20 protein-coding genes and 1 pseudogene are annotated in these 22802 nt (G+C 73.2%); 9 read left to right on the forward strand and 12 right to left on the reverse strand.

Annotated features, from left to right (window positions below):
- Positions 1-140: 140 nt before the first annotated feature.
- On the forward strand, positions 141-1424 hold the full coding sequence (locus tag HF577_RS39340) for a phosphodiester glycosidase family protein (protein ID WP_169397733.1): 1284 nt from the start codon (positions 141-143) through the stop codon (positions 1422-1424).
- On the opposite strand, the gene HF577_RS40215 is transcribed toward HF577_RS39340, so the two are convergent.
- On the reverse strand, positions 1357-1758 hold the full coding sequence (locus HF577_RS40215) for an iron chelate uptake ABC transporter family permease subunit (protein WP_169397756.1): 402 nt from the start codon (positions 1756-1758) through the stop codon (positions 1357-1359). The genes HF577_RS39340 and HF577_RS40215 overlap by 68 nt on opposite strands.
- Before the next feature lie 158 nt (positions 1759-1916).
- On the opposite strand from HF577_RS40215, the gene HF577_RS21555 reads away from it, so the two are divergent.
- Both HF577_RS21555 and yidD read left to right on the forward strand, forming a co-directional pair.
- On the forward strand, positions 1917-3314 hold the full coding sequence (locus HF577_RS21555; protein WP_169397734.1) for a phosphodiester glycosidase family protein: 1398 nt from the start codon (positions 1917-1919) through the stop codon (positions 3312-3314).
- Between the two features lie 446 nt (positions 3315-3760).
- Positions 3761-4066 (forward strand): membrane protein insertion efficiency factor YidD, encoded by a 306-nt coding sequence (yidD, locus tag HF577_RS21560; protein ID WP_312859282.1) that lies wholly within the window; start codon positions 3761-3763, stop codon positions 4064-4066.
- A 67-nt stretch (positions 4067-4133) separates the two neighbouring features.
- On the opposite strand, the gene HF577_RS21565 is transcribed toward yidD, so the two are convergent.
- The 4 genes and pseudogenes from HF577_RS21565 to HF577_RS21575 all read right to left on the reverse strand — a co-directional run bounded on the left by HF577_RS21565 (position 4134) and on the right by HF577_RS21575 (position 7256).
- On the reverse strand, positions 4134-5360 hold the full coding sequence (locus HF577_RS21565; protein ID WP_312859283.1) for an aminotransferase class I/II-fold pyridoxal phosphate-dependent enzyme: 1227 nt from the start codon (positions 5358-5360) through the stop codon (positions 4134-4136).
- Between the two features lie 62 nt (positions 5361-5422).
- A pseudogene (locus tag HF577_RS39805) lies at positions 5423-5605 on the reverse strand (ornithine decarboxylase); the annotation flags it as partial.
- A gap of 59 nt (positions 5606-5664) precedes the next feature.
- Entirely contained in the window at positions 5665-6699 is a 1035-nt protein-coding gene (locus HF577_RS21570) for an alpha/beta fold hydrolase (RefSeq protein WP_169397735.1), read from the reverse strand.
- Positions 6696-7256 carry an anthrone oxygenase family protein gene (locus HF577_RS21575; protein WP_169397736.1) on the reverse strand — a complete coding sequence of 187 codons (561 nt, stop codon included), beginning with the start codon at positions 7254-7256 and terminating at the stop codon, positions 6696-6698. Before HF577_RS21575 ends, HF577_RS21570 begins: the two co-directional genes overlap by 4 nt.
- Positions 7257-7338: 82 nt before the next feature.
- Between HF577_RS21575 and HF577_RS21580 the strand changes: the two genes are divergently transcribed.
- Positions 7339-10491, forward strand: a complete 3153-nt coding sequence (locus HF577_RS21580) for a BTAD domain-containing putative transcriptional regulator (protein WP_169397737.1) — start codon at positions 7339-7341, stop codon at positions 10489-10491.
- A 77-nt stretch (positions 10492-10568) separates the two neighbouring features.
- On the forward strand, positions 10569-11012 hold the full coding sequence (locus HF577_RS21585; protein ID WP_169397738.1) for a DoxX family protein: 444 nt from the start codon (positions 10569-10571) through the stop codon (positions 11010-11012).
- A gap of 19 nt (positions 11013-11031) precedes the next feature.
- Here the strand turns inward: HF577_RS21585 and HF577_RS21590 are convergent, their stop codons facing one another.
- On the reverse strand, positions 11032-11832 hold the full coding sequence (locus HF577_RS21590; protein ID WP_211174636.1) for an alpha/beta hydrolase: 801 nt from the start codon (positions 11830-11832) through the stop codon (positions 11032-11034).
- A 277-nt stretch (positions 11833-12109) separates the two neighbouring features.
- Between HF577_RS21590 and HF577_RS21595 the strand changes: the two genes are divergently transcribed.
- Positions 12110-12871 carry an MgtC/SapB family protein gene (locus tag HF577_RS21595; protein ID WP_211174640.1) on the forward strand — a complete coding sequence of 254 codons (762 nt, stop codon included), beginning with the start codon at positions 12110-12112 and terminating at the stop codon, positions 12869-12871.
- Here HF577_RS21595 and HF577_RS21600 read toward each other — a convergent pair.
- The 4 genes from HF577_RS21600 to HF577_RS21615 all read right to left on the reverse strand — a co-directional run bounded on the left by HF577_RS21600 (position 12807) and on the right by HF577_RS21615 (position 18099).
- Entirely contained in the window at positions 12807-14243 is a 1437-nt protein-coding gene (locus HF577_RS21600; RefSeq protein WP_169397759.1) for an MFS transporter, read from the reverse strand. The genes HF577_RS21595 and HF577_RS21600 overlap by 65 nt on opposite strands.
- A gap of 108 nt (positions 14244-14351) precedes the next feature.
- The gene (gene rpiA / locus HF577_RS21605; protein WP_312859284.1) at positions 14352-15089 is read right to left on the reverse strand and encodes a ribose-5-phosphate isomerase RpiA; all 738 of its coding nucleotides are present in this window, start codon (positions 15087-15089) and stop codon (positions 14352-14354) included.
- On the reverse strand, positions 15086-16597 hold the full coding sequence (xylB, locus tag HF577_RS21610) for a xylulokinase (protein WP_169397739.1): 1512 nt from the start codon (positions 16595-16597) through the stop codon (positions 15086-15088). The genes rpiA and xylB overlap by 4 nt, the downstream gene beginning before the upstream one ends.
- Positions 16598-16656: 59 nt before the next feature.
- Complete coding sequence (locus tag HF577_RS21615; protein WP_211174637.1) at positions 16657-18099, reverse strand: aldehyde dehydrogenase family protein; 1443 nt, start codon at positions 18097-18099, stop codon at positions 16657-16659.
- Between the two features lie 187 nt (positions 18100-18286).
- On the opposite strand from HF577_RS21615, the gene HF577_RS21620 reads away from it, so the two are divergent.
- The gene (locus HF577_RS21620) at positions 18287-19057 is read left to right on the forward strand and encodes a FadR/GntR family transcriptional regulator (protein ID WP_169397740.1); all 771 of its coding nucleotides are present in this window, start codon (positions 18287-18289) and stop codon (positions 19055-19057) included.
- Here the strand turns inward: HF577_RS21620 and HF577_RS21625 are convergent.
- Positions 19039-19446, reverse strand: coding sequence for a YccF domain-containing protein (locus HF577_RS21625; RefSeq protein WP_169397741.1), 408 nt, complete (start codon positions 19444-19446; stop codon positions 19039-19041). The genes HF577_RS21620 and HF577_RS21625 overlap by 19 nt on opposite strands.
- Positions 19447-19675: 229 nt before the next feature.
- On the opposite strand from HF577_RS21625, the gene HF577_RS21630 reads away from it, so the two are divergent.
- Positions 19676-21064, forward strand: coding sequence for an FAD-binding oxidoreductase (locus tag HF577_RS21630; protein ID WP_211174638.1), 1389 nt, complete (start codon positions 19676-19678; stop codon positions 21062-21064).
- Positions 21065-21204: 140 nt separating this feature from the next.
- On the opposite strand, the gene HF577_RS21635 is transcribed toward HF577_RS21630, so the two are convergent.
- Positions 21205-21876 (reverse strand): DUF1275 family protein, encoded by a 672-nt coding sequence (locus tag HF577_RS21635; protein WP_169397742.1) that lies wholly within the window; start codon positions 21874-21876, stop codon positions 21205-21207.
- 161 nt (positions 21877-22037) lie between these two features.
- On the opposite strand from HF577_RS21635, the gene HF577_RS21640 reads away from it, so the two are divergent.
- Entirely contained in the window at positions 22038-22742 is a 705-nt protein-coding gene (locus HF577_RS21640) for a PucR family transcriptional regulator (RefSeq protein WP_169397743.1), read from the forward strand.
- The last annotated feature ends 60 nt before the right edge of the window (positions 22743-22802 follow it).

Raw genomic sequence — 22802 nt, forward strand, 5'->3', positions numbered from 1 at the left:
GGCGGGAACCGGGCGACTCGCGGGGGGTGGGGCGGGAGATCGCCGGTTCCGGTTTGCCGACATTTTGACCACATATCACCCGTTCGAGTGGATCAGCTGCGATCTTGTCAGCTCCGTCCGGTCCACTCCTGGAGACCTGTGTGCGCCGCTCCCTGCTCGTCGTTGTCGTCGTCTGGGCCCTGGTCACACCGGTCGGGATCGCTGTCTCCGCGGAACTGCCTGCCCCCGCTCCCGTACTGGCGGTCGCCACGGCGGACGCGCCCACCCCCGTCCCGCCGATTCCGCAGGGGTGGCCTGCGGTGTCGTCCGCCTCTGCGACGAAGCCGGTCGAGATCATCCCCGGCGTCACCCGGTTCTCCGAGTCCTACCTGACCGCGGACGGGCCGCAGCACGTCCAGGTGCTGCAGGTCGACCTGGGCCACGGCTCGGTGCGGGTCGACACCGTCGAGTCGCACGACCGCATCGTCGACCCGGCGAACGAGTCGACGACCTCGATGGGCGCGCGCACGGGTGCCGTCGCCGGCATCAACGGGGACTTCTTCGCCATCCACGCCTCGGGTGCGCCGCTGGGGGGTGTGGTCCGGGACGGCGTGCTGCTCAAGTCGCCCCGGCCGGACTTCGCCGCGCAGGTGGCGATCGCGAACCGGCGCGCCACCGTCGGCGAGGTGGACTTCACCGGGCAGGTGACGATCGGCGCCGCCGCCGCCACCGTGGAGTCGGTCAACACCGTCGAGGACGCCTCGCTCGAGTACTACACGGCAGGTGCGGCCGAGCTCATCAGGAAGAAGCCCGTACCCCGGGCCATCGACGGGATCACCGAGATCACGTCCGACCTCGGCGCCGTCGCCACGATCCCGGCGGGGACGCTCGTCATCGCCCACCGCGACGGCAAGGACGCCGCGGTGATCGACCAGGTGCGGCCCGGCGCCACGTCGGTCCCGGCCCTCGGCCCGGACCAGGTCGGCCTGCTCGGCGGCGGCCCCGGTGCGGACTGGCTGACCGAGCACGCGAAGCCCGGCGCCCGGATGCGGGTGTCCACGGACCTGTCCCGCACGGGCATCGACGCGCTGATCGGCGGCGCGACGGTGCTGGTGCGCGACGGTGCCGTCTTCGACGACCCGACCGGGATGCCGCCCAGAGGCCGCAACCCCGAGACGATGATCGGTGTCAGCAAGGACGGCCGGCAGCTGACCCTCGTGGTGATCGACGGCCGGCAGGAGTCCTCGATCGGCGTGACGCCCCGGGAGGCGGCCGAGTACCTCGTCGCGCACGGCGTGGACAGCGGGGTGCTGCTCGACGGGGGAGGTTCGAGCACGCTGGCCGCCCGACTGCCCGGAACCACCGCCCTGACCGTCCTCAACCAGCCGTCCGACGCGACGGGGGAGCGACCCGTGGCCAACGGGCTGTTCGTCTACAGCCGCTGACTCGGCCACGACCACTGACGGGCACCGACCCGGCGTCAGTGTCGAGTGGTGACCTGCAGCAGCCGACCGGCCACGGCGGTTGCGGGGCGGGCGAGCGCCCTCTGGCCGCACCGCAGTTCTTCCGCGCACAGGTCGGCGCGCCGACCAGCGCCGTGAGGACGCCCAGCGGCACCTCGGTGGTCGGTACCGAGCGCACGACGCCGTCCATCACCAGCAGGAAGATCGCGCCCAGCAGCGCTGCCTGTGGGCGTAGGGACCCGCGGGCATCCGGGCGACGTGCGTGATCACCGGCCCACCCAGTCGATGATCCCCGCGGCCAAGGCCGAGGCCTCAGGTCGTCAGGGTGGCGCCCACGACGTGGAACCCCTTGACCACCGCGCGTTCACCCCCGCCGCCGCACGGTGCACGTTGCGCCCGATTCTCTCGCGCGGCGATTTACTCCGTCCGTCCCTTTTTCGGGGACATTCGGGTGGCTTCGGGTCTTTCGGATGAGTGACGGAATTCGACGGGCCTGATTTACCCGTCGTTTGGCAACGCATCACTCGATCGAGCGGACGCAGTGCGATCTTGACGGCCTCATCGGCCTACCCCTGGGAGATTTGCGTGCGTGTACGCCCCCGTTCCGTTCTGATCGTTGCCGTGGCAACGGCACTGGCCGCGCCGATCGGAATCGCCGCCGCTGCGGAACCGCCCACTCCCGCACCACCGACCGCCACCGCCGCGGACCCCTCCGCCCCCGTCCCTCCGATCCCGCAGGGATGGCCTGCCGTCTCCTCCGCCTCGGCGACGAAGCCGGTCGAGATCACGCCCGGTGTCACCGAGTATTCGGAGACCTACATCACCGCCGACGGGCCGGAGCACACCCAGGTGCTCCAGGTCGACCTGAGCCGCGGCAAGGTGCGGGTCGACACCGTCGAGTCGCACGACCACGTGATCGATCCGCCCAACGAACTGACTACCTCGATGGGCAATCGCACCGGTGCCGTCGCCGGCATCAACGGCGACTTCTTCGCCATCCACGCGTCCGGCGCCCCGCTGGGTGGTGTGGTGCGGGACGGCGTCCTGCTCAAGACGCCCCGACCGCATTTCGCCGGGCAGGTCGCGATCGCGAACCGACGGGCGTCGGTCGGTGAGGTCGACTTCACCGGCAAGCTGACGATCGGCAAGGAGTCGGCCACGCTCGAGTCGGTCAACACCGTCGAGGACGCGGCCCCCGACGGCCTCGCCATCACGTCCGACCTGCTCAAGAAGTCGAAGCCGCCGGCGGCCATCAACGGGATCACCGAGATCACGCCCGACCTCGGCGCCGTCGCCGCGATCCCCGCCGGGACGCTCGTCATCGCCCACCGCAACGGCGCGAGCCCCGCGGTGATCGACCAGGTGATCCCCGACGCGACGTCCGTGCCTGCTCTCGGGCCGGACCAGGTCGGGCTGCTCGGCGGCGGTGCCGGCGCGGGCTGGTTGACGGAGCATGCCACGCCCGGTGCTCGGGTATCGATCTCGGCGGACCTCTCGAGCAAGGGCATCGACACCCTGATCGGTGGGGCCACGGTGCTGGTGCAGAACGGCGCCGTCTTCAACGACCCGACCGGCGCGCCGCCCAGCGGTCGCAACCCCGAGACGATGGTCGGCGTCAGCAAGGATGGACGCCAGCTGACCATGGTGGTCATCGACGGCCGGCAGACGACCTCGATCGGAGTCACGCCCCAGGAGGCGTCGGAGTACCTCGTCGCACACGGGATGGACGCCGGGGTGCTGCTCGACGGGGGCGGTTCGAGCACCCTGGCCGCCCAGTTGCCCGGCACCACCGGCCTGACCATCCTCAACCACCCGTCCGATGCTGCTGGGGAGCGCCCCGTGGCCAACGGGCTGTTCGTCTACGACCACTGACGCGGCACCCCCTCGTCCGCCGGCTCGGCCGCTCTCCCGCTCGTAGGGTTGAGTGGTCGAGCCGTCGAGGTATCCGCGGACCCAGCACGCCGCCCGGTCCGGTGCGAGCGCTTCGAACCTCATTTCGCAACCGGGCTTTCGCCAATTGTCCGGAATGCCGAAATGCTGCTACCGGGCGGTCCCGGCGCAGGGTTGAAGAGGGCTGGAAACGGTGATTCAGCGGCGTGGTTTGGCGACGACGACGGGGATATGACCCCTATGATCGGTATGATCCGTACGGCTACGATCCGTACGACCCTTATGACCCGCGCAACCAGCGCAGGGGAGGCGGGTACTACCAGCCGGCTCGGGGTGGCTCGTGCCTTCGCGATGCCTGCCTGCTCGACGCGGGATGCTGCATCGGCGAGAGCCTCGACGGCAACTGCCTGGTTCTCACGCTGCCGGCCGTGCCCCACCTGATCGTCGCGCTGGTCCGAGGTGTGGGTCCGGCGGTCCGCAGCCCGCGCCCGCGGCGCGGCGGCGCCGAGCGGATGATCGCGCTGGTTCGCGTCTACCAGCGGCAGATCAGTGCCCGCCGGCCTGCCTGCTGCCGTTTCACCCCGACGTGCTCGGAGTACGCCGTGCAGGCGCTTCGGTCGCACGGTGCGGTGCGCGGGTCGGTGCTGACCCTGCGCCGGCTGGTCCGGTGCCGGCCGGGCGGCCGCCGGGGGCACGACCCGGTCCCGACGCCGGGCGCCCGGGCCGGCAGCTGAGTTGCAGCAAAGCCACGTTGACGCCATCTGATTGCGTGAACGTGGCTTTGCTGCAACGTGGGGTGGCTCAGGCGACCACCCGGATTGTCGTGAGTTCGGGGTCCGTCGGGTCGGGCAGCACCATTCCGGCCTGCACCCCGCTGCGCAGGTAGTCGAGCGCCCGCTGTCCGATGCGCTCGCCGGGGAGCAGCACGGGAATCCCCGGCGGGTAGGGAGTGACCTGCTCCGCGCAGATCCGGCCGGCGGCATCGTCGGCGCGCACGTCTTCCGTGCGGGCGAAGAACGCCTCCCGCGGAAGCATCACCGTGTCGAGCTCGAGGTCGTCCGGTGACGGGAGCTCGACCGGGGAGGGCTTCGGCAGGTCGTGCGCTGCCTTGGTCAGTGCGCCGAGCGCGTCGACCAGCAGGGTGGCCGTGCCGGCGTCGTCGCCGATCGTGAGCTGGGCCTCGACGCGCCGGTGGTCGGAGGTCCCCATGTCGACGGCCCGCTCCGCGCGCAACCAGTCCGCCGCCTGGTAGCCGGAGATGTCCAGCTCGGAGACGTCCATGATGACCTTCAGCGGGTCCAGCTCGTGGGACGCCTCGGCACCGATCAGCTCGTCGTGCAGCACCCGAAGGCCGGGAAGCTCCGCGAGCCGTTGCCGCACGTCCCCCGCGAGAGCCAGGGCGTCGTCGAGCAGGTGGTGGCCGTGCTGCACCATCTGGCGACGCCAGCCGTCCATCGCCGCGTAGATCAGGACGTTCGGGCTGGTGGTCGCCAGCAGGTCGGCGCAGGCGCGCAGGTGGGCGGGGTCGACGAGGTCGCCCTGCAGGTGGAACACCGACCCCTGCTCCAGCCCCGCGCCCATCTTGTGGATGCTCACCACGCACAGGTCGGCGCCGGCGTCCATGGCCCAGGTGGGCAGCTTCTCGTGGAACGGCAGGTGCGCGCCCCACGCCTCGTCGACCACGAGTGGCAGCCCGCGGCCGTGGCACAGCTGCGCAATGGCGGCGATGTCGGCGCAGGTGCCGTAGGGAGTCGGACTGGTGATCAGCACGCCGCCGACGTCGGGCTCGCGGTCGAGGGCCTGCTCGACGCTCTCGGGCGACGGCGGGTGGGCGAAGTGCAGGGCGGCGTCGTATCTCGGGTGGACCCAGGCGGGTTGCAGCCCGGAGAGGACGAGCCCGGAGATCACCGACTTGTGGACGTCGCGTCCCACCAGGATGCGACCGTGTCGCCCGGCGACCGCGAGCATCGCGCTCTTGACCGACAGCGAGCTGCCGCAGGTGGAGAAGAAGGCATGGTCGGCGCCCACGGCGTCGCCATCAACTGCTGTGCCCGCTCGATCACCCCTCCGGACGAGGACCGGTCGTCGAGCCCGGAGGTCGCCAGCATGTCGCCTCGGAAGACGTCCTCGCCCAGCACCGCCCGCACCCGCGGGTCGACGCCGCGGCCCTGCTTGTGGCCTGGTGGGGTGAACGGCGTGCGCCTGTGCCGGTGGTACCCGGCGAGCGCGTCCAGCACGGGTGCTTCGTCGTGGTCCATGCGGTCGTGGTCCATACGGTCGGCCTACCCGGCGCCCCTCGTCGGCAACACGCGTCGGAAGTGAGGTGGGCGACCTACCTGCCCGGCGAATGGTGCAGAAGGAACTGACGTGCCGTGCCCTGCGCATCTCGGGCCGCCGGGCTCAGCCAGAACCCGAGATGGTCGTCGTCCTCCATCCAGTGGTGCTGGGCCCCCGGGATCTGCCCGGCGGCGTGCACACCGTCCTCGAACGGGACGTCGCCGTCCTGAGTGCCGTGCACGATCAGGCTGGGCGTGGTGACCTGCGCCAGGGGGAGCGCGGGCAGCGCCCTGGCCTGCTCGGAGTCGTTCCGGGTGCCCGGCATCCGTTCTTCGTAGGGGAACGTGGTGCCGAACATGGCGGTGAAGAACTCCCGGACCTGCTGCGTGTCCATGATGTGGGCGGTGCGTTGCGCCTTCTGCTCGGCGGTGAAGGTGCTGGTCTCGTCCAGCGTGCCCGCCACGATCGTCCCGAGCGACACGTTCGCGGTCAGCTTCACGAGCTTCTGGCCGATCGTGTTCATGAACGCCGTCCGCGCCGGCGAGCCGGATGCCGGTGTGCCGGGCACCGGCCTGCTCGTGCCGCCGACGGAGACCAGGCCCCAGACCCGCTCGGGGTGACGGGCCGCGAACGTGTACGCGACGGGGGCGCCTGCCGAGGCCGCCAGCACGCCCACCCGCTCGATCCGCAGCTCGTCGAGCAGGGCGGCCAGGAGGTCGGCCTGCTCCGCCGGCGTCCGGCCCGAGGACAGCGGGGTGCCGAGGTAGCCCGGCCGGGAGGGGCTCAGGATCCGGAACCCGTCGTCCTGCAGCCAGGCGGCGAACAGCCGGCCCTGGTCGGCTCCGCCCAGCCCCGCGTGCACCGACAGGACGACGGGCCCGGCGCTGCCGTACAGGTCGTACTCGACCGGCCCGCGGGCCGTCTCGGCGGTGCGCAGGTCGAGCTGGACGCCGGGCCGGAGCACGCGCCGGTCGCCCTCCGGGAAGTCCCCGTCCCACGCGAGGAGCCCCAGTACGAAGGCCGCCGGTACGCCGAGCAGGACGACCGCCGCGACGGTGAGGGTCTTCCTGATGCGCCCTCTCGTCGTCACGCCGGCCGGCCCGCGCCGTCCGGTGCGGGGTGGGCGCCCCCGGAACGGGCGACTCGGCCGCTGGAAACGGGCGACTCGCGGGGTGGGTGGCGGCGGGCCAGGTCGGCCGCGGCGATCGTCAGCGCGAACGCGGCCACCGCGACGACCACCCGGACGTCGTTGAAGGCGCCCCAGACGGCCAGCCGCTCCTGGTAGCCGGCGGCGAGAGCGCCCGCGGCCCAGGCCCTGATCTCGTCGTGGATCGGCACGGTGCCGAACCTGGTGACGAGGAACGTCGTGAGGGTGAGCGCCACGCCGCCCACGGCGAAGCCCCGGGCCCGGCCGCGGGTGGCGAGCGCCAGCCAGCAGCCGGCCAGGAACGTGGCCACCATCAGCCCCTGCGTGACCACGCCGTTGAGCTTCATCAGCTCGGTGCGGAACGTCAGGTGCACGTCCAGGGGGACGGCGGAGAAGGTCGGTTCCACGTTGGCCCAGCCGTAGAACATGGTTCCGGCGAGCAGACCGGTCGTCAGCTGCGCCGCGAAGGCCGCTGTCCTCGGGAAGATCTCACGCTGCATGGGGACCAGGCTGTCGACCGGCGCTCACAGACCGCACACAGATCGCTCACAGCGCGACGGCCGGTGCTGGCACAGTGGCCGCGTGCAGGTGGGCATCCTCGGGCCGCTGGAGGTCCGGGTCGGCGACGCGCGGGTCGCGGTCGGCGGTGCCCGGCTGCGGACCCTGCTCATCCGGCTCGCGGTGGACACCGGGCGGACGGTGTCGGTCAACGCGCTGGCCGAGGCCCTCTGGCCGGAGCAGAAGGGTGCCGGGGCGCCGGCCGGCCACACGCACGCGCTGCACTCACTGGTGTCGCGGCTGCGCCGGGCGCTGCCCGGCGAGTGGGTGCGGTCGGCTCCCGGGGGCTACCTGCTCGACCTGCCGCCGGAGGCGCTGGACGCCACGCGCTTCGAGCGGCTCGCCCGCGCCGGCCGCACCGCGCTGCACGACGGCCACGCCGACGTCGCGGGGCGCCGGTTGCGGGAGGCGCTGGCGCTGTGGCGGGGCGACGCGCTGGCCGACGTCGCCGACGTCCCGTTCGCCGCAGCGGTGATCGCCCGGCTCGACGAGCTGCGGCTCAGCGCACTGGAGGACCGCGCGCAGGCGGACCTGCTCACCGGTGCCGAGCCGGCGCAGCTGGTGGCCGAGCTCCGGGCGATGACCGCCGCGCACCCGGGACGGGAACGTGCGCAGGCACTGCTGCTGCGGGCGCTGCAGGCCGACGGGCGTCCGGCCGAGGCGCTCGGGCGGTACGCGGAGCTCCGCTCGGCGCTGGCCGATGCGCTCGGCGCCGAGCCGTCGCCGCAGGTACGCGAGGCGCACCTGGCGGTGCTGCGCGCCGAGGAGGTCCGCCGCCCGCGGTCGCGGCAGGGCAACCTGCGCGCAGCACTGACGAGCTTCGTCGGGCGGCAGGAGGAACGGGCGCTCGTCGCGCGCCGCCTGGCCGGGAGCAGGCTCGTCACCTTGACCGGACCCGGGGGAGCGGGCAAGACCCGCCTCGCCGCGACCGTCGCCGCGGACCTGGCGGACGGCCTGCGCGGCGGAGCCTGGCTGGTGGAGCTCGCGGCGGTGACCGACCCGGGCGAGGTCGTACAGACCGTCCTCAGCGCGTTCGGCAGCCAGGGCACGGGTGGGGTCACCGCGCGCGACACGATGGACCGCCTGGCCGGCGCCGTCCCGCCGAGCCCGACGTTGCTGGTGCTGGACAACTGCGAACACCTCCTCGACGCCGCCGCGGCCCTCTGCGAGGAACTGCTCGGCCGGTGCCCCCTGCTGTGCGTGCTCGCCACGAGCCGGGAGCCACTCGGCATCACCCCGGAGGCGCTCGTCCCGGTCCCCCCGCTGCCCCTCGCGGCCCCCACCGCAGATGCCGGCGAGATCCTGGCCAGCCCGGCCGCGCGACTGTTCGCCGAACGGGCCGCAGCCGCACACCCCGGCTTCCGCCTCACCGCGGCCAACGCGGTGGTCGTCGCCGACATCTGCCGGCGCCTCGACGGCCTCCCGCTGGCCATCGAGCTCGCCGCGGCGCGGACCAGGTCGGTGCCGGTCGAGCACCTGGCGACGATGCTCGACGACCGGTTCGGGCTGCTGGGCCGCGGCAGCCGCACCGCGCTGCCCCGCCACCGCACCCTGGGCGCCGTGGTCGGCTGGAGCTGGAACCTGCTCACCGACGACGAACGCGGGCTCGGTGAAGCGCTGTCGGTCTTCCCCGGCACGATCACCCTCGCCGCCGCGGAGCGCGTGGCCCCGCCCGGCGTCGCGGTGCAGCCGACGCTGGCGGCGCTGGTCGACAAGTCGTTGCTGCACCTGGTCCCCGTGTCCGGCGTGCGCTACCGGATGCTCGAGACGATCCGCGAGTACGGGATGCGGCGCCTCGCCGCGAACGAGGACCTGGACCGCGCCAGAGCCGCCTACACCCGCCACTTCCTGGAGCTGGCCGAGACTGCGGCACCCGACCTGCGGGGACCCGACCAGCTCCGCTGGATCCCCACCCTCACCGAGGACCGGGAGAACCTCCTGGGTGCACTGCAGGGCGCCGCAGGCGCGGGCGACGCCGACACCGCGATCCGGCTGGCGTCCGCCATCTCGTTCTTCCTCACGCTGCACGGCGACCACGCCCAGGCCGCCCGGCTGCTGCGCGACGCCCTCGCCCTGCCGACCTCGACAGCGCCTGCGGTGCACGCGCCCGCGGTGGCCGCCTACCTGATCAACGTGGTACTGGCCGGCACCGTCGAGACGGGAGACCCCGCCCTCGACCGGTTCCGCGCAGCGGCCGCGAGCGGGCACCCGTCCGCCTTGGTGATCGCGCCGCTCCTGGCGGCGCTGTCGGGTGACCCGGCTCCGCTCCTGACGACCGAGCCGCCGGCTCGCGCCGCCCCGTTCGGCAGGGCGATGGTCCGGCTGATGCGCGGGCTGCTGCGGGCCAACCGGGGCGACCTCCAGGAGACCTGCCGTGATCTGGTCGCCGCGGCCGACGAGTTCGAGGCCCTGGGCGAGCGCTGGGGGACGGCCGTGTCGCTGACCCGGTTCGGCACCACCGCGCTCGTGCTCGGCGACGTCGACGGCGCGCTCGGGGCGCTGCGCCGGGCCCGGGTGCCCGCCGCCGAGCTCGGCAACGACGACCACCAGCGCGTGTGCGCGGCAACCGCGCACATCTACGCCGGTGACACCGTGCGGGCGCGGGCCGAGCTGGACGCCGTGGTCGCCGGCGCTCCGGCGGCCCACCACCTCGCGCTCGCGCGGATGCTGCTCGGCGACGTCGAGCGGCGCGACGGCGCCCTCTCCGCCGCGGCCCGCGAGTACGACGCGGCGCGCCGGGCCGTGGGTCGACGCGCCGGGACCGACCGGCCCTTCCAGGTGCAGTACCGCACCGGCCTGGCCCACCTGGCGATGGCCCGCGGCGACACCGCAGGGGCGCTGACCGATCTGCAGGCCGCGTTCGCCGAGGCGCTGGCCACCGACCAGCGCGCGCTACTGGCCGGTGTCGGCACTGGTCTCGCCGCACTGCGGGCCGGGCTGGGTGAACCCGCCGCCGCGGCGGCCGCGCTCGGCGCCGCCCACGCGGTGCGCGGGGCGGCCGACTCCCTACACCCGGACGTGGCCCGCCTGACGCACGAGCTGCGCCGTGGGCTGGGCGACCGGTTCGGTGGTTGCTACGACCGCGGCCGCTCCCTCGGCCGCGCAGCTGCCGCGGCGCTGCTCGCCTCCGAGCTCGCGGCGGCACAGGCCGATCCGGAGTCGCTCACCGGGGCGTGAGTCGCAGCGATGAGTTCGGTGCCTCCGGCCGGTCCCTATCCCGACAGAACGGACGGGTGCGAGCACCAGGAGACCTCATGAGCAGGCAGACGACCAGCACATCCACCACCGCGGCCGGGTCCGCGACACGGCCGGGAAGGGTGGTGGACGTGGCGCTGTGGGTGGCCCAGGTCCTGCTCGCGGCGGTCTTCCTGGGGGCGAGCTATCCGAAGGTCACCTTCGACCCGGTGACGATCGAGGGGTTCGCGGCCATGGGCTTCAGCGCGGCCGGAACAGTGATCATCGGCTGCCTGGAGATCGCGGCGGCGATCGGGCTGCTGGTGCCCCGCCTGTCGGGTGCGGCGGCTCTCGGCCTGGTCGCCCTGATGATCGGGGCGACGACGGCCACGGTGCTGACCATGGCGGTGGCGGCAGCACTCCTGCCGGTGGTGCTCCTGGTGGTGGCCGCCCTGGTCGCCTGGGGCCGCTGGTACCGGACCGTCGAGCTCGCCCGCTGGGTCCGTGGCCTGGCCACGCGATAGCCGGTCGTCGCGCGGCACGTCAGGGAGCGTGCATCAACCACTGCACCGCGTCCTCGGCGATGGATGCGGGCACGGTGTGGGCGCCGTCGAACTCCCGCACCTCGGTCGGTACCCGGGCCGACCGGAGCTGCGGGACGATCCGGCGGGTCGTGCGGTCGATGGGGAGCACGGTGTCGTGGCGGCCGTGGCAGAGGAACACCCGCGGGGTCCCGACCCTGGGTCCTGGCGCGATGAAGCCCGGCGAGAACGCCATGACGTGGGTGAACAGGTCGGCGTTGGCGAGCCCCAGCGACAGGGCGTACGAGGCCCCGTCGGAGAACCCGCTGACGGCGAGCCGGGTCGGGTCCACGGGGTAGGAGCCGAACACCTGGGCGAGCGCGTCGTCGATCCGCCGCACGTCCGACCCCCAGCCGCCGGTGACGGCGTCCCAGGTGGCGGCGTGCGATGTCGGGGCCAGCAGCAGCAGTCCGTGGGCGTCGGCCAGCGGGAGCAGGGGTGCGAGGCCGCCCTTGGCGTTCCCGCCGGCCCCGTGCAGGGCCAGCACCAGACGCAGGGGAGCTGCTCCCGCGGTGGCCGGCACGCGCACCAGCACCTCCGGTCCGCCGGGCAGCGCCAGCAGACCTGGTGGGGGCGCGGCAGCAGCGGGCACGGGCACGGGGGGAAGCCGGGCGGCGAGGCGCGCGTTCGCGCTGCCGGCGCCCCGCGGCGAGAGAGGGCTCATCGCGGGGAAGTCTCCCGTCAGCAGGCCGCATCCGCCGAGCGCGGCGCTCGTCGCGGTGACGACCGCGGCGCGCAGCAGTGTGCGGCGGGGCACCTTCATCGTCGGTCGCCATCCGTCTCCCGAGACCTCTGGTCCGTCCAGTCACGACTGCGCAAGCGGGACGCCGCACGTCGTCGCGGTGCTGGAACGCTCGGAGTCCCTGCCGGCGCGGTTACCCTGTGGAGACCGTTCCCGAGCAACCGGGGATCGACCACCGAGCCACAGGCGGCTGCGAGGTCGGGCGAACGGGGCGCGTGTTCCATCCGGTACACCGCCTCGTCGTGTGGTCCGCTTCGGAGACGACAACGGATCGGAGGGCGGGAGCGTGGTGCTCGCGTTGCCATTCGGGGAACCGACCGGCCAGAGCTGGCTGCAGATCGGCGAGCTCGGCGTCGCGCTCGTCCTGTCGGCCGCGATCGGGCTGGAACGGGAGCTGCGGCAGAAGAGTGCGGGTCTGCGCACCCACACCCTGATCGGTTTCGGGGCCGCGCTGTTCATGCTGGTCTCGAAGTACGGCTTCACCGACGTCCTCGGCGACCACGTCGTCCTCGACCCGTCCCGGGTCGCCGCGCAGATCGTGTCCGGCATCGGGTTCATCGGTGGCGGCCTGATCTTCGTCCGTCGTGACGCCGTGCGTGGCCTGACCACCGCCGCGGCCGTCTGGCTGACCACGGCCGTCGGGATGGCGGCCGGTGCCGGCCTGCCGGTGCTGGCGGCCGTGGCCACCGTCGGTTACTTCGTCGTCGTCTTCGCCTTCCCGCTGCTGACGGTCCGGCTCTCGGGCTCGCGGACGCAGAGCCGCTTCATCCAGGTGACCTACGAGGACGGGCGGGGCCTGCTGCGCGACATCGTGAGCACCTGCACCCGGCGCGGCTGGACCATCGCCGAGCTGACCACGAGGCACGTGGAGCGGGAACCGGTGGACGCGCTGGTCGACGGCGGTCGGGGCCGCCTGCGCGAGGCCGTGGTGCGGCCGGTGTCGGTCCTGCTCGAGCTGCGGGGTGCCGCCGACCACGAGGAGCTCGTCACCGACCTCAACAACGTGCACGGCGTGCTGAGCGTGGCCGCGAGCAACCCGGATCTCGACCCGGACGCCTGACCGGCACCAGCCACGCGGACACCACGAGGGCGACCGCCACCGCGGCGAGCGCGGCGAGCGCCGTGCGCGCGGCGCTCTCGGCGGTGCCCGTGTGCAGCGTGAGGGTCACCAGCGCCACGCCGAGTGCCGTGCCCAGGCTGCGGGCCATGTTGACCAGCCCGCCGCCGGTCCCGGCGGTGCGGGCCGGGACGAGTCCCATGACGAGGCTGTTGTTCGCCGGCGTGAAGATCCCCAGCGCGAGCCCGAGGAGTCCCAGCATCGGTACGAGCCACGCCGGGGTGAGCGGGACGACGACCAGCAGGCCGGTCGCGCAGACGACGGCCAGCGCGCCGACGAGGCAGCGGAGGCGGTCGCTCCAGGACGCGGGCAGCAGCCGTTCACCGGTGGTGGCGGCCAGCGCGAACCCGGCGGGGAGCGCGGTCAGCACGAGCCCCGCGTGCAGCTCCGACTCCCCGGCTGCGACGAGCACGACCGGCACGAGCACGAGCGGACCGAACAGGATCAGGTAGCCGCCGACTGCGCCCGCGAGACCCGCGGCGACCGCCCGCGAGCGCAGGAGCGCGGGATCGAGCAGGGGAGCGGCGAACCGCCGGCTGTGGGTGACGATGCCGAGCACGGCCGCGGCCGTGACCACGAAGAGGGCGGGCGCGACCCAGCCCGGAAGGGTGAGCCCGGACAGTGCCGTCAGTCCGAGCAGCCCTGCCGTGGTGGCGGTGACCAACAGCAGGAGACCGGTGACGTCCCAGGTGGTCGTGGAGCTGCGGTGCCGGGTGCGGGGGAGGAGGAACACCCCCGCGACGACGGCGACGACGCCGATCGGGACGTTGATGCCGAAGACCCAGCGCCAGCCCAGGGTGGAGACGAGCAGGCCACCGACCGTGGGGCCGAGTGCGAGGCCGAGGGCCTGGGCCGCCGCCTGGATGCCGAGCGCGGCACGCCGCCTGCCCGGGGGAGCACACGTGCTGATCAGGGCGACGCTGTTGGCCTGCAGCATCGCGGCGCCGATGCCCTGGACCACCCGGAACGCGATCAGCCAGCCGAGGGTGGGCGCCAGTACGCAGGCCGCGGAGGCCACCGTGAACACCACGAACCCGTAGAGGTAGAGCAGCTTGCGGCCATGGGCGTCGGACAGCCTGCCGATGGGGACCAGCAGCGCGGTGAGCGTCAGGAGATAGGAGAGGGAGACCCACTGGACCCCCGCCAGTGACGCGCCGAACTCGGCGCCGAGAGGACCGTAGGTGAGGGTGACGATGCTGGCGTCGAGCTGACCCATGAACGCGCCGAAGCAGACCGTCCCCACTGCCAGCAGCCAGGCGTGCGGCCAGGTGCGCAGCTGAGCCGGACGGGCGGGTTCCCTGGCGAGGACGGACATCCACACGGTGACTCCCTTGGGCGCCTTGCCTGACGATCACCGCTAATGACCGTACATTGCCCGTCGGCCGTCTCACCTTATGGAGAGGGTCACGTCACGCCCAGGGTCTCAGAACGTGTGGACCTCCGCACTCCCGTCGGGATGGCCGACCACCATCTCGTCCGCGATCCCCACGAAGAGGCCGTGCTCGACCACCCCCGGGATGTCGTTGAGGACGGCCGCGAGGCCGGGGATGTCGGGGATCGCACCCAGGTGTGCGTCCAGGATGTAGTGGCCGCTGTCGGTCACCAGCAGCTCGTCCCCGCGCATCCGGTTCGTGATCGGCGCCTCTCCGAGGCCGGCGTCGGCGAAGCGCCGGGACAGGTGCCGCCGGGTGGAGACCCACCCGAACGGCACGACCTCCACCGGCAACGGGAAGGCACCGAGGGTCGGGACGATCTTGGTGTCGTCGAGGACGGTGACCATCCGGCGGGAGGCCCTCGCCACGATCTTCTCCCACAGCAGGCAGGCGCCCCCGCCCTTGATCATGCTCCCGGCGCCGTCGATCTCGTCCGGGCCGTCGATCGTCAGGTCGAGCTCGGGGACGTCGTTCAGGTCGGCGAGCCGGACCCCGAGCTCCAGCGCGAGGTCCCGCGTCGCGGTCGAGGTGGGCACCCCCACCACGTCGAGGCCGTCCCGCACCCGCTCGGCGAGCGAGCGCACGAACCAGTGCGAGGTGGTGCCGGAGCCGAGCCCGAGGAGCATGCCGTCACGGACGAACGTGTCGAGGGCCCGCCTCCCCGCGGCGACCTTCGCCCGGTCCTGTGGCGTACCGGGTCGCACGCCGTCCTCCACGCGTCCGGTCACCGCTGCGCCCCGGCGAGCTCGGCGAAGGTCGGCTGCAAGGTCCGGTACAGGCGGCGGTGGATCGCGAACAGCCGGTCGTAGAGCTCGGCGTTGTCGGCCTCGGGCTTGAACCGGGAGGTCTCCTGCACGAGGGCGGCGGCGTCGGAGAGGGAGGCGAAGTCACCGGTACCGACCCCGGCGAGCAGGGCGGCCCCGTACGCGCCCCCCTCGGCGGCGCCGGTCACCGTCACGACCTCCCGCTGGAGCACGTCGGCCAGCATCTGCAGCCACAGCGGCTCCACGGTGGCGCCACCCGACACGCGCACCTGCGTGCAGTCCAGGCCGGTGGACTCGCACACCTCCACGATCTCGCGCAGGTTGAGCAGGACGCCCTCCATCACGCTGCGGGACAGGTGGGCGGTCGAGTGCATCGGGGTGAGGCCCACCCAGCTGCCGCGGGCCTCCGGGGCCACGTGCGGGCAGCGCTCGCCCAGCAGGTAGGGCAGGAACAGCAGGCCCTCCGACCCGGGCGGCGCCTGCCGGGCCAGGTCCACCAGGCTGCGGTAGTCGAGTTCGGGATCCACCGGGCGCAGGGCGTCGCGCAGCCACTGGAAGGCGCCGCCCGCCACCAGCGAGACACCCATGACGTGCCAGCGGTCCGGGGCGTTGCCGCACGAGATCTGCAGCGTGCCGTCGATGTCGTCGGGGCAGGCCCCGCTGGCTCCCGCGACGATGCCCGCCGTGCCCAGCGTGATGCCGATCGCGCCGTCCTCGATGATGCCCATCGAGGTGGTCTGGATGACCGCGTCGCCGCCACCGCCGAACACCGGCGTCGACGCCGGCAGGCCCCAGCGCTGCGCCACCTCCGGTCGCAGCGTTCCGGTCGGCTCGTGCGACTCGACCGCGCGGGGCAGGAGGTCCACGGGGATGTCCAGCAGGTCGAGGAGCTCGGTGGACCAGCGCCGCCCGCGCACGTCGAACAGGCCGGTGCCCGACGCGTCGGACACCTCCGTCACCAGGTCACCGGTCATCCGCAGGCGCAGGTAGTCCTTCGGGTTGACCAGGTGCCGCATCCGCTCGTACGCGGCGGGCTCGTGCTCGCGCAGCCAGAGGATCTTCCCGGCGGTGAAGCCCGGCAGCATCCTGTTCTGCACCAGGTCGATGAGCCCCGCCAAGCCACCGGCCCGCTCGGTGATCTCGGTGCACTGCGGGGCGGCCCGCTGGTCGTTCCACAGGATCGCCGGGCGGATCACCTCGCGGTTCTCGTCCAGCGCGGTGAGGCCGTGCATCTGGCCGCAGAGCCCGAAACCGCGGACCTGCGAGCCTGCAGGCAGCCGGTCGAGCAGCTCCCGGACCGCGTCGTCGGTGGCCTCCCACCAGCGGGCCGGCTCCTGCTCGGCCCAGCCGGGCCGCGAGGTGAGCACCGGGTACTCGCGCACGCTGCTGTCGAGCACCTCGCCGCTCGTGTCGAGGGCGAGCACCTTGCACGCGGACGTCCCGAGGTCGATGCCGATGAAACACGTCGCCATGCGTCGCTCCTTGAGTCGGCGGCTCGCCGTCGAGCCGCTCCCGGCACGGCCGGTGGGCGTCAGGCGTGGTGCCGCACCCGCACGTGCTTCATCTGGAGATACCCCTCCATGCCTTCCCTGCCGTGCTCGTAGCCGAAGCCACTGCCCTTGCGGCCGCCGTAGGGGGCGTTGATCGTGCCGGCGTCGACGTTGTTCACCGCGACGCTGCCGAAGTCGAGGCGGCGGCCCAGCGCGAACACCTCGCCCAGGTTCTCGGAGTAGACGTAGGCCGCGAGCCCGGCCGGGGTGCTGTTGGCCAGTGCGACGGCCGCGTCGAGGTCGGTGAACGCGCTCACGCCGATGACCGGGCCGAAGGTCTCCTCGTGCATGACGAGCATGTCCTGCGTGCAGTCCGCGAGCACCGTCGGCAGGTAGAAGTTGCCTGCCGGACGGCCCGGAGGGCGGGTGCCGCCGACGAGGACGCGTGCGCCCTTCGTGCGGGCGTCCTCCACGTGGCGCTCGGACCGTTCGAGGATCTCGGCGTTGGTGACGGGGCCGACGTCGACGTTCTCCTCGCGCCGGCCGTCACCCACCACCAGGTTCGCGGCGCCCTTCGCCAGCCGCCCGACGAACTCCTCGTAGAGGTCGGCGTGGACGTAGGCGCGGTTGATCGCGATGCAGATCTGGCCGGCGTTGCGGAAGGAGCGCCGCAGCGCGCCGGTGACCGCCTGGTCCAGGTCGGCGTGCCGGGTGACGATCAGGGGGCAGTTGCCACCCAGCTCCATCGACACCGGCTTGACCCCGGAGACCGTCTTGACGATCGCCGCGCCGGTGGCTCCGGAACCGGTGAACGCCACCTTGTCGATCGCGGGGTGGGCCACGAGCGCGCGCCCGGTGGTACCGGCCCCGGTGACGAGGTTGGCCACCCCGGAGGGCAGCTGGGCGACCTCCAGGCTGCGGAACACCTCGATCGCCGCAGTCGGGGTGTACTCCGACGGCTTCACGACGATGGTGCAGCCCGCGGCGAGCGCTGCAGCCAGCTTCCAGCCGATGAGCTCCACCGGGTAGTTCCACGGCGTGATCGCGGCGACGACCCCGATCGGCTCCTTCTCGACGATGCTGGTGAAGCCGTCCTCCTCGTTGGCGAGGGTGGCCCCGGTGATCCGGGTGGCCTCCTCGGCGTAGAAGTGGAACGTCTTCGCGAGCTTCTCGACCTCTCCGCGGGCCTCGGGCAGCGGCTTTCCCATCTCGCGGGTGGTGGCCGCCGCCACCCGGTCCGTCGCGGCGGAAAGGGCGTCGGCGGTGGCGTGCAGGTAGCCGGCCCGCACCGACGGGTTGACCCAGCGCCAGCTGTCCCACGCCCGGCGCGCGGCGGTCACGGCGCGGTCGACGTCGCGTTCCGTGGACTCCGGTACCCGGGCGACGACGTCTCCCGTGGCGGGGTCGCGCACCTCCAGAACCGCGCCGCCGCCGTCCTCCCAGCGGCCGTCGACGTAGTTCTGGCCATGAGCAACGCTGTCCACGCCGATGTCAGCTCCTCAGTGGATGTGCCTGAGCGGATGTGCTGCCTGCCCGGGCGGCCGCGTCGGCCACGTCACGGGTGCAGGACCGGTCTCCCGTACCACCGGACGAACATTCCGGCTCGGGGACCTGTATCTCATCGAGCTATCGCATCATCATACCTTTGAGCCCGTCAACAGGAGGCGCGAAATGCTCGGACCCGCCGTGGCTGCCGGACCCGCCGGGCGCCCGCCGCGCCTGCCGGAGGTGGTCGCCAACCGCATCCAGGCGCGGCTGTTCGCCGACCGGCTCGTTCCGGGGGACCAGCTGCCCACCGAGGCGCAGCTGGCGCAGACCTACGACGTATCGCGCACCGTCGTCCGGGAGGCCGCGCGGATCCTCGAGCAGCGGGGCCTGGTCAGCATCCGGCCGGGCCGCGGGATGATGGTGGCGCTGCTGGACGGGCGGCCCATCGCGGAGCACTTCAGCCTGCTGCTGCGCAGCGGCCCCGCCGTGTTCGAGCAGCTGATGGAGGCGCGGTTCCTGCTGGAGGTGGAGCTCGCCGCGCTCGCCGCGGTCCGGCGGAGCGAGCGGGACCTGGAGGAGATGCGCGCGGCGCTGTCCGTCGCGCGCGACCATCGGGACGACTTCGACGTCTGCCTCGCGCAGGACCTGGCCTTCCACCGCGTCACCGCCCGCGCGAGCGGCAACACCCTGCTGGCGCTGTTCATGGACCCGGTCAACGCCTGCCTCCGCGAGTCCTACCGGGAGCCGATGGCCTACCTGGCCCAGCAGGGGCACACCCTCGACGAGCACCAGGCGATCTACGACGCCATCGCCGCGCAGGACGCCGACGCCGCCCGGCGCGCCTGCCGGGAGCACCTGCAGCGGATCACGCGCGAGAGCGGCACGCTGCTCGCCGAGTCCGTGGGCTCCGCACCGCCGGCCCCGCCCGCGGACGGTCAGTTGACGGCGGGGTAGCGCGCATCCTGCGGCGCGTCGCTGTCGACGATCACCCTCCCGAGCGGGACGAGTGAGACGGGGATGAGCTTCAGGTTGGCCCACGCCAGCGGGATCCCGATGATCGTGACCGCGAGGGCGACGGCGGTGGTGAGGTGGGCCAGCGCGAGCCACCAGCCGGCGAAGACGATCCAGATGATGTTGCCGATCGTGGACGGGGCACCGGCGTCGGCGCGTCGCACGAGCTGGCGACCGAAGGGCCACAGCGCGAAGTCGGCCATGCGGAACGACGCCAGGCCGAACGGGATGGTCACGATCAGCAGGCAGCAGATGATCCCGGCGACGGCGTAGCCGATCGCCAGCCAGACGCCGCACAGGACGAGCCAGATCACGTTGAGCAGGGTCCGCATCACGGTCCTCCATCGTCTCCCCTCCAGACTGCTCCCGCCCGGGCGTTCTGTCGCCTTCCGGCGGTCGCGGTACCCGGACAGCGCAGTGGCAGGGGTTGCGAAACGCGTGCCGGTGCGATGTCGGTCACCGGAGGGAGAATCATCGCTGCTCGCAGGCATACGGGAGGGGCTCGCGGAGAGAGATCGCCGGGCCGTGAACCGTCGCACCGCGCCCAGCGTGTGCCATGTCGTGAGCGATACCTCAACCATCGGTCAGGGCGCCCCCGAGCTCGACGACCTACGTGCGGCCTGTGCCGGACCCGTCCATCTGCCCGGCGACGCCGGCTACGACACTGCACGGCTGGCGTGGAACGTCGCGGTGGAGCAGCGGCCCGCGGCGGTCGTCCGGCCCCGGACCGCGGACGAGGTGGTGGCGGTCGTCCGGGCGGCTGCCCGTGCCGGGCTACGGGTCGCGCCGCAGGCGACGGGGCACAACGCCGGCCCGCTCGAGGACCTCCGGGACGTGGTGCTGCTGCGCACGGCGGGGCTGACCGGGATCACCGTCGACGCGGACCGGCGCACGGCCCGCGTCGGGAGCGGGGTGGCGTGGGAGGACGTCGTCGCGGCGGTGGCGCCGCACGGGCTGGTGGCGCTGCACGGCTCGTCCCCGGACGTCGCGGTCGGCGGGTACTCGCTCGGCGGAGGCGTCGGGTGGTTCGGGCGCCGCTTCGGCCTGCAGTGCAACAGCGTGGTCGCCCTCGAGGTCGTGCTCCCCCACGGCGAGCTCGTGCGCGTCGACGCCGGTTCCGACCCCGAGCTGTTCTGGGCACTGCGCGGCGGGGGCGGGAACTTCGGGGTGGTGACCGCTCTGGAGTTCGCCCTCTACCCGGTCACGTCCGTCTACGGCGGTGCGCTGGTGTGGGACTGGCGGGAGGCGGGCCGCGTGCTCACCCGGTGGTCGCAGTGGGCGACCGGGGCACCCGATGAGGTCACCACGTCGTTCCGGATCCTGCAGCTGCCCCCGATCGAGGCGGTGCCGCTGCCGCTGCGCGGACGGCAGGTCGTCATGATCGACGGGGCCGTCCTGGCCGAGGACGGGGTCGCCGTGGACATCCTCGCCCCGCTGCGGGAGCTGGGTCCCGAGATCGACACCTTCGCCCGGATGCCGGCGCCGGAGCTGGTCCGCCTGCACGGCGACCCGGAGGAGCCCATGCCGGTGGCGTCGTCCGCGGCGTTGCTCGGGTCGATGCCCGCCGAGGCGGTGGACGCGTTCGTCCGGGCCGCAGGCGCGGAGTCGGGTTCGATACTGGCGGTGGCGGAGCTGCGCCAGTTCGGCGGCGCGCTGGGCCGCCCGGATCCGCGGGCCGGGGTCCTGCCGATGCTCGACGGGCAGTTCGCCCTGTACTGCTGTGCGCTGGCGGCGGGACCGGAGGCCGTGGTGGGCAGCCGGCACGCGGAGCGTCTCGCCGAGGCGATGGCGCCGTGGACCGCCGGGCACTACCTCAACTTCGCCGAGACGGCGCTGGACACCGAGCTCGCCTACGGCGCCGAGGCCTACAAGCGGCTGCAGGCGGTCCGGCGGCGGGTCGACCCGCACGGGCTCATGGTCGCCAACCACCCGGTGCCGGCCGACGCCTGAGCACGCCCCTGGACGACCACGGGTCTCGCGTACGCGCGCCCGTGGTGCACGGAGCGGACGGAGGACGGTCCGTCCGCGAATCCGGTGAACGCCGGAGTGGGTGCCTTCCATGGCGATCGAGGGGTCGCCACGGAAGGCACTCATCCGTCCGGCCCGCTCGTCCGGGAGGCGCGGGCCCCGAGGACCAGCCCGACGCATGCCGTGAGCAGGACGACGGGCAGCAGGGGGACCGCCCAGGCCAGGAAGTGCAGCAGCACCGCTGCCGCGGTGGCCCCGCCCACGAGCGCGACGAGCTGACGCAGCGCGGCCCGGCGGGGCCCGGCCCGTCCCGTCACGACGTCCTGCAGCGCGCTGACCAGCGTGCCGGTCATGTACGTGGTCGAGGCCTGGAGCCGCAACGCCGCCACGCTCTGCCCGCCCATGGCGAGCGCGGCCACGGCGAGCAGGATCAGCGCCGCGAGCGGCCCGGGGTGCGCCCCGGTGACGATCCAGCCGACGGCCACGACGACCAGGAGTGCCAGCTCCGCGAGGAGCATGCCGACCACCGCCTGGGGCCTTGCGTGCCACAGCCGGGCCCAGGCGAGCACACCGACGGCGAAGGCGGCCACCGCGGTGCCGGCCGGCGTGATCAGCCTGAAGTTGCCCGTGCCGACCCCGTAGGCAGCGGTGACGAGGTTCCCCGTGACGACGCCGGCGAACGCGCCGCCCAGCCCGGCGAGTGCGAGCAGGTCCACCGCGCCCGCACACGCGGCCAGCATCGCCGGGACGATCCCGGCCCACCTCCTGGCCAGTGTGTGCGGGGCAGCGGTCATGCCCGGGACTCCTACCACAGGGCCCGACCGCCGGCGGGATGACCACTCGACGGAGTCGGAACGCGCGCCGGGTGTGGTCCTCACAGAGCCCCTGGGGTCTGCGAGGACCACACCGAGCGCGCGGTACAGCGGGTGGTGGCCGTGGGGAGACGGCCCGGTTGATGTCCGCGCTGCAGGCCGGGATCTCGGCGTCCCGGGTGCGCCAGACCTGGGACCGCCTCCGCCCTTTCCGGTTCCGGGCGGGGAGCCCCCTGCGCGTCGCTCGCGCGACCCCGGTGGATCCCCGCCCGCCCGACCGGGCGCGCGCCGCCGACGCGGTGGTCGAGGAGATCCACTCCCGGGGCCTGGCCGTGGTGCTGCACATGACGGCGCTGCTGGCCGCGGGGGAGCCGACCGACGAGTGGCTCGACCTGCTGGGCGACAGCCACCTCGTCGGGGTCAGCGGGACGTTCACGGAGCTGACCGACGTGCCCGGCTTCGTCGACGAGGCCGTCACGGCATGGCGGGTGGCGGCCCGGCGGCAGGACCGGGGCGGTCTCGGCTCGGTGGTGCGGCTGGACATGGTCGACTTCGCCACCTGGCTGATGGCGCGCCGCGACGACACCCGCGTCGCCGAGCGGTTCGACCGCCACTTCGGCTCGCTCGCCCGGTCGCCGGACCTGGTGGCGACGGTCGTGGTGTTCCTGGCCGTCGACCAGGACGTGAAGCGGACGGCCGAGCGGCTGTTCGTCCACCCCAACACCATCCGGTACCGGCTGCGCAAGGTCGAACAGATCCTCGGCGAGCCCCTGACCTCGCCGCGGGCGGTGGCGAACCTGTACCTCGCGTTCCAGGACGAGGTGCTCGCGCACCGAGCGCAGGGATGACCGTTCCCGCCCTTGTCCAACCTATCGAGTGTCGATAGAGTCCCATCGCGATTCGATGGA

The sequence above is a fragment of the Pseudonocardia xinjiangensis genome (assembly GCF_012911925.1).
Classification (GTDB): domain Bacteria; phylum Actinomycetota; class Actinomycetes; order Mycobacteriales; family Pseudonocardiaceae; genus Pseudonocardia; species Pseudonocardia xinjiangensis.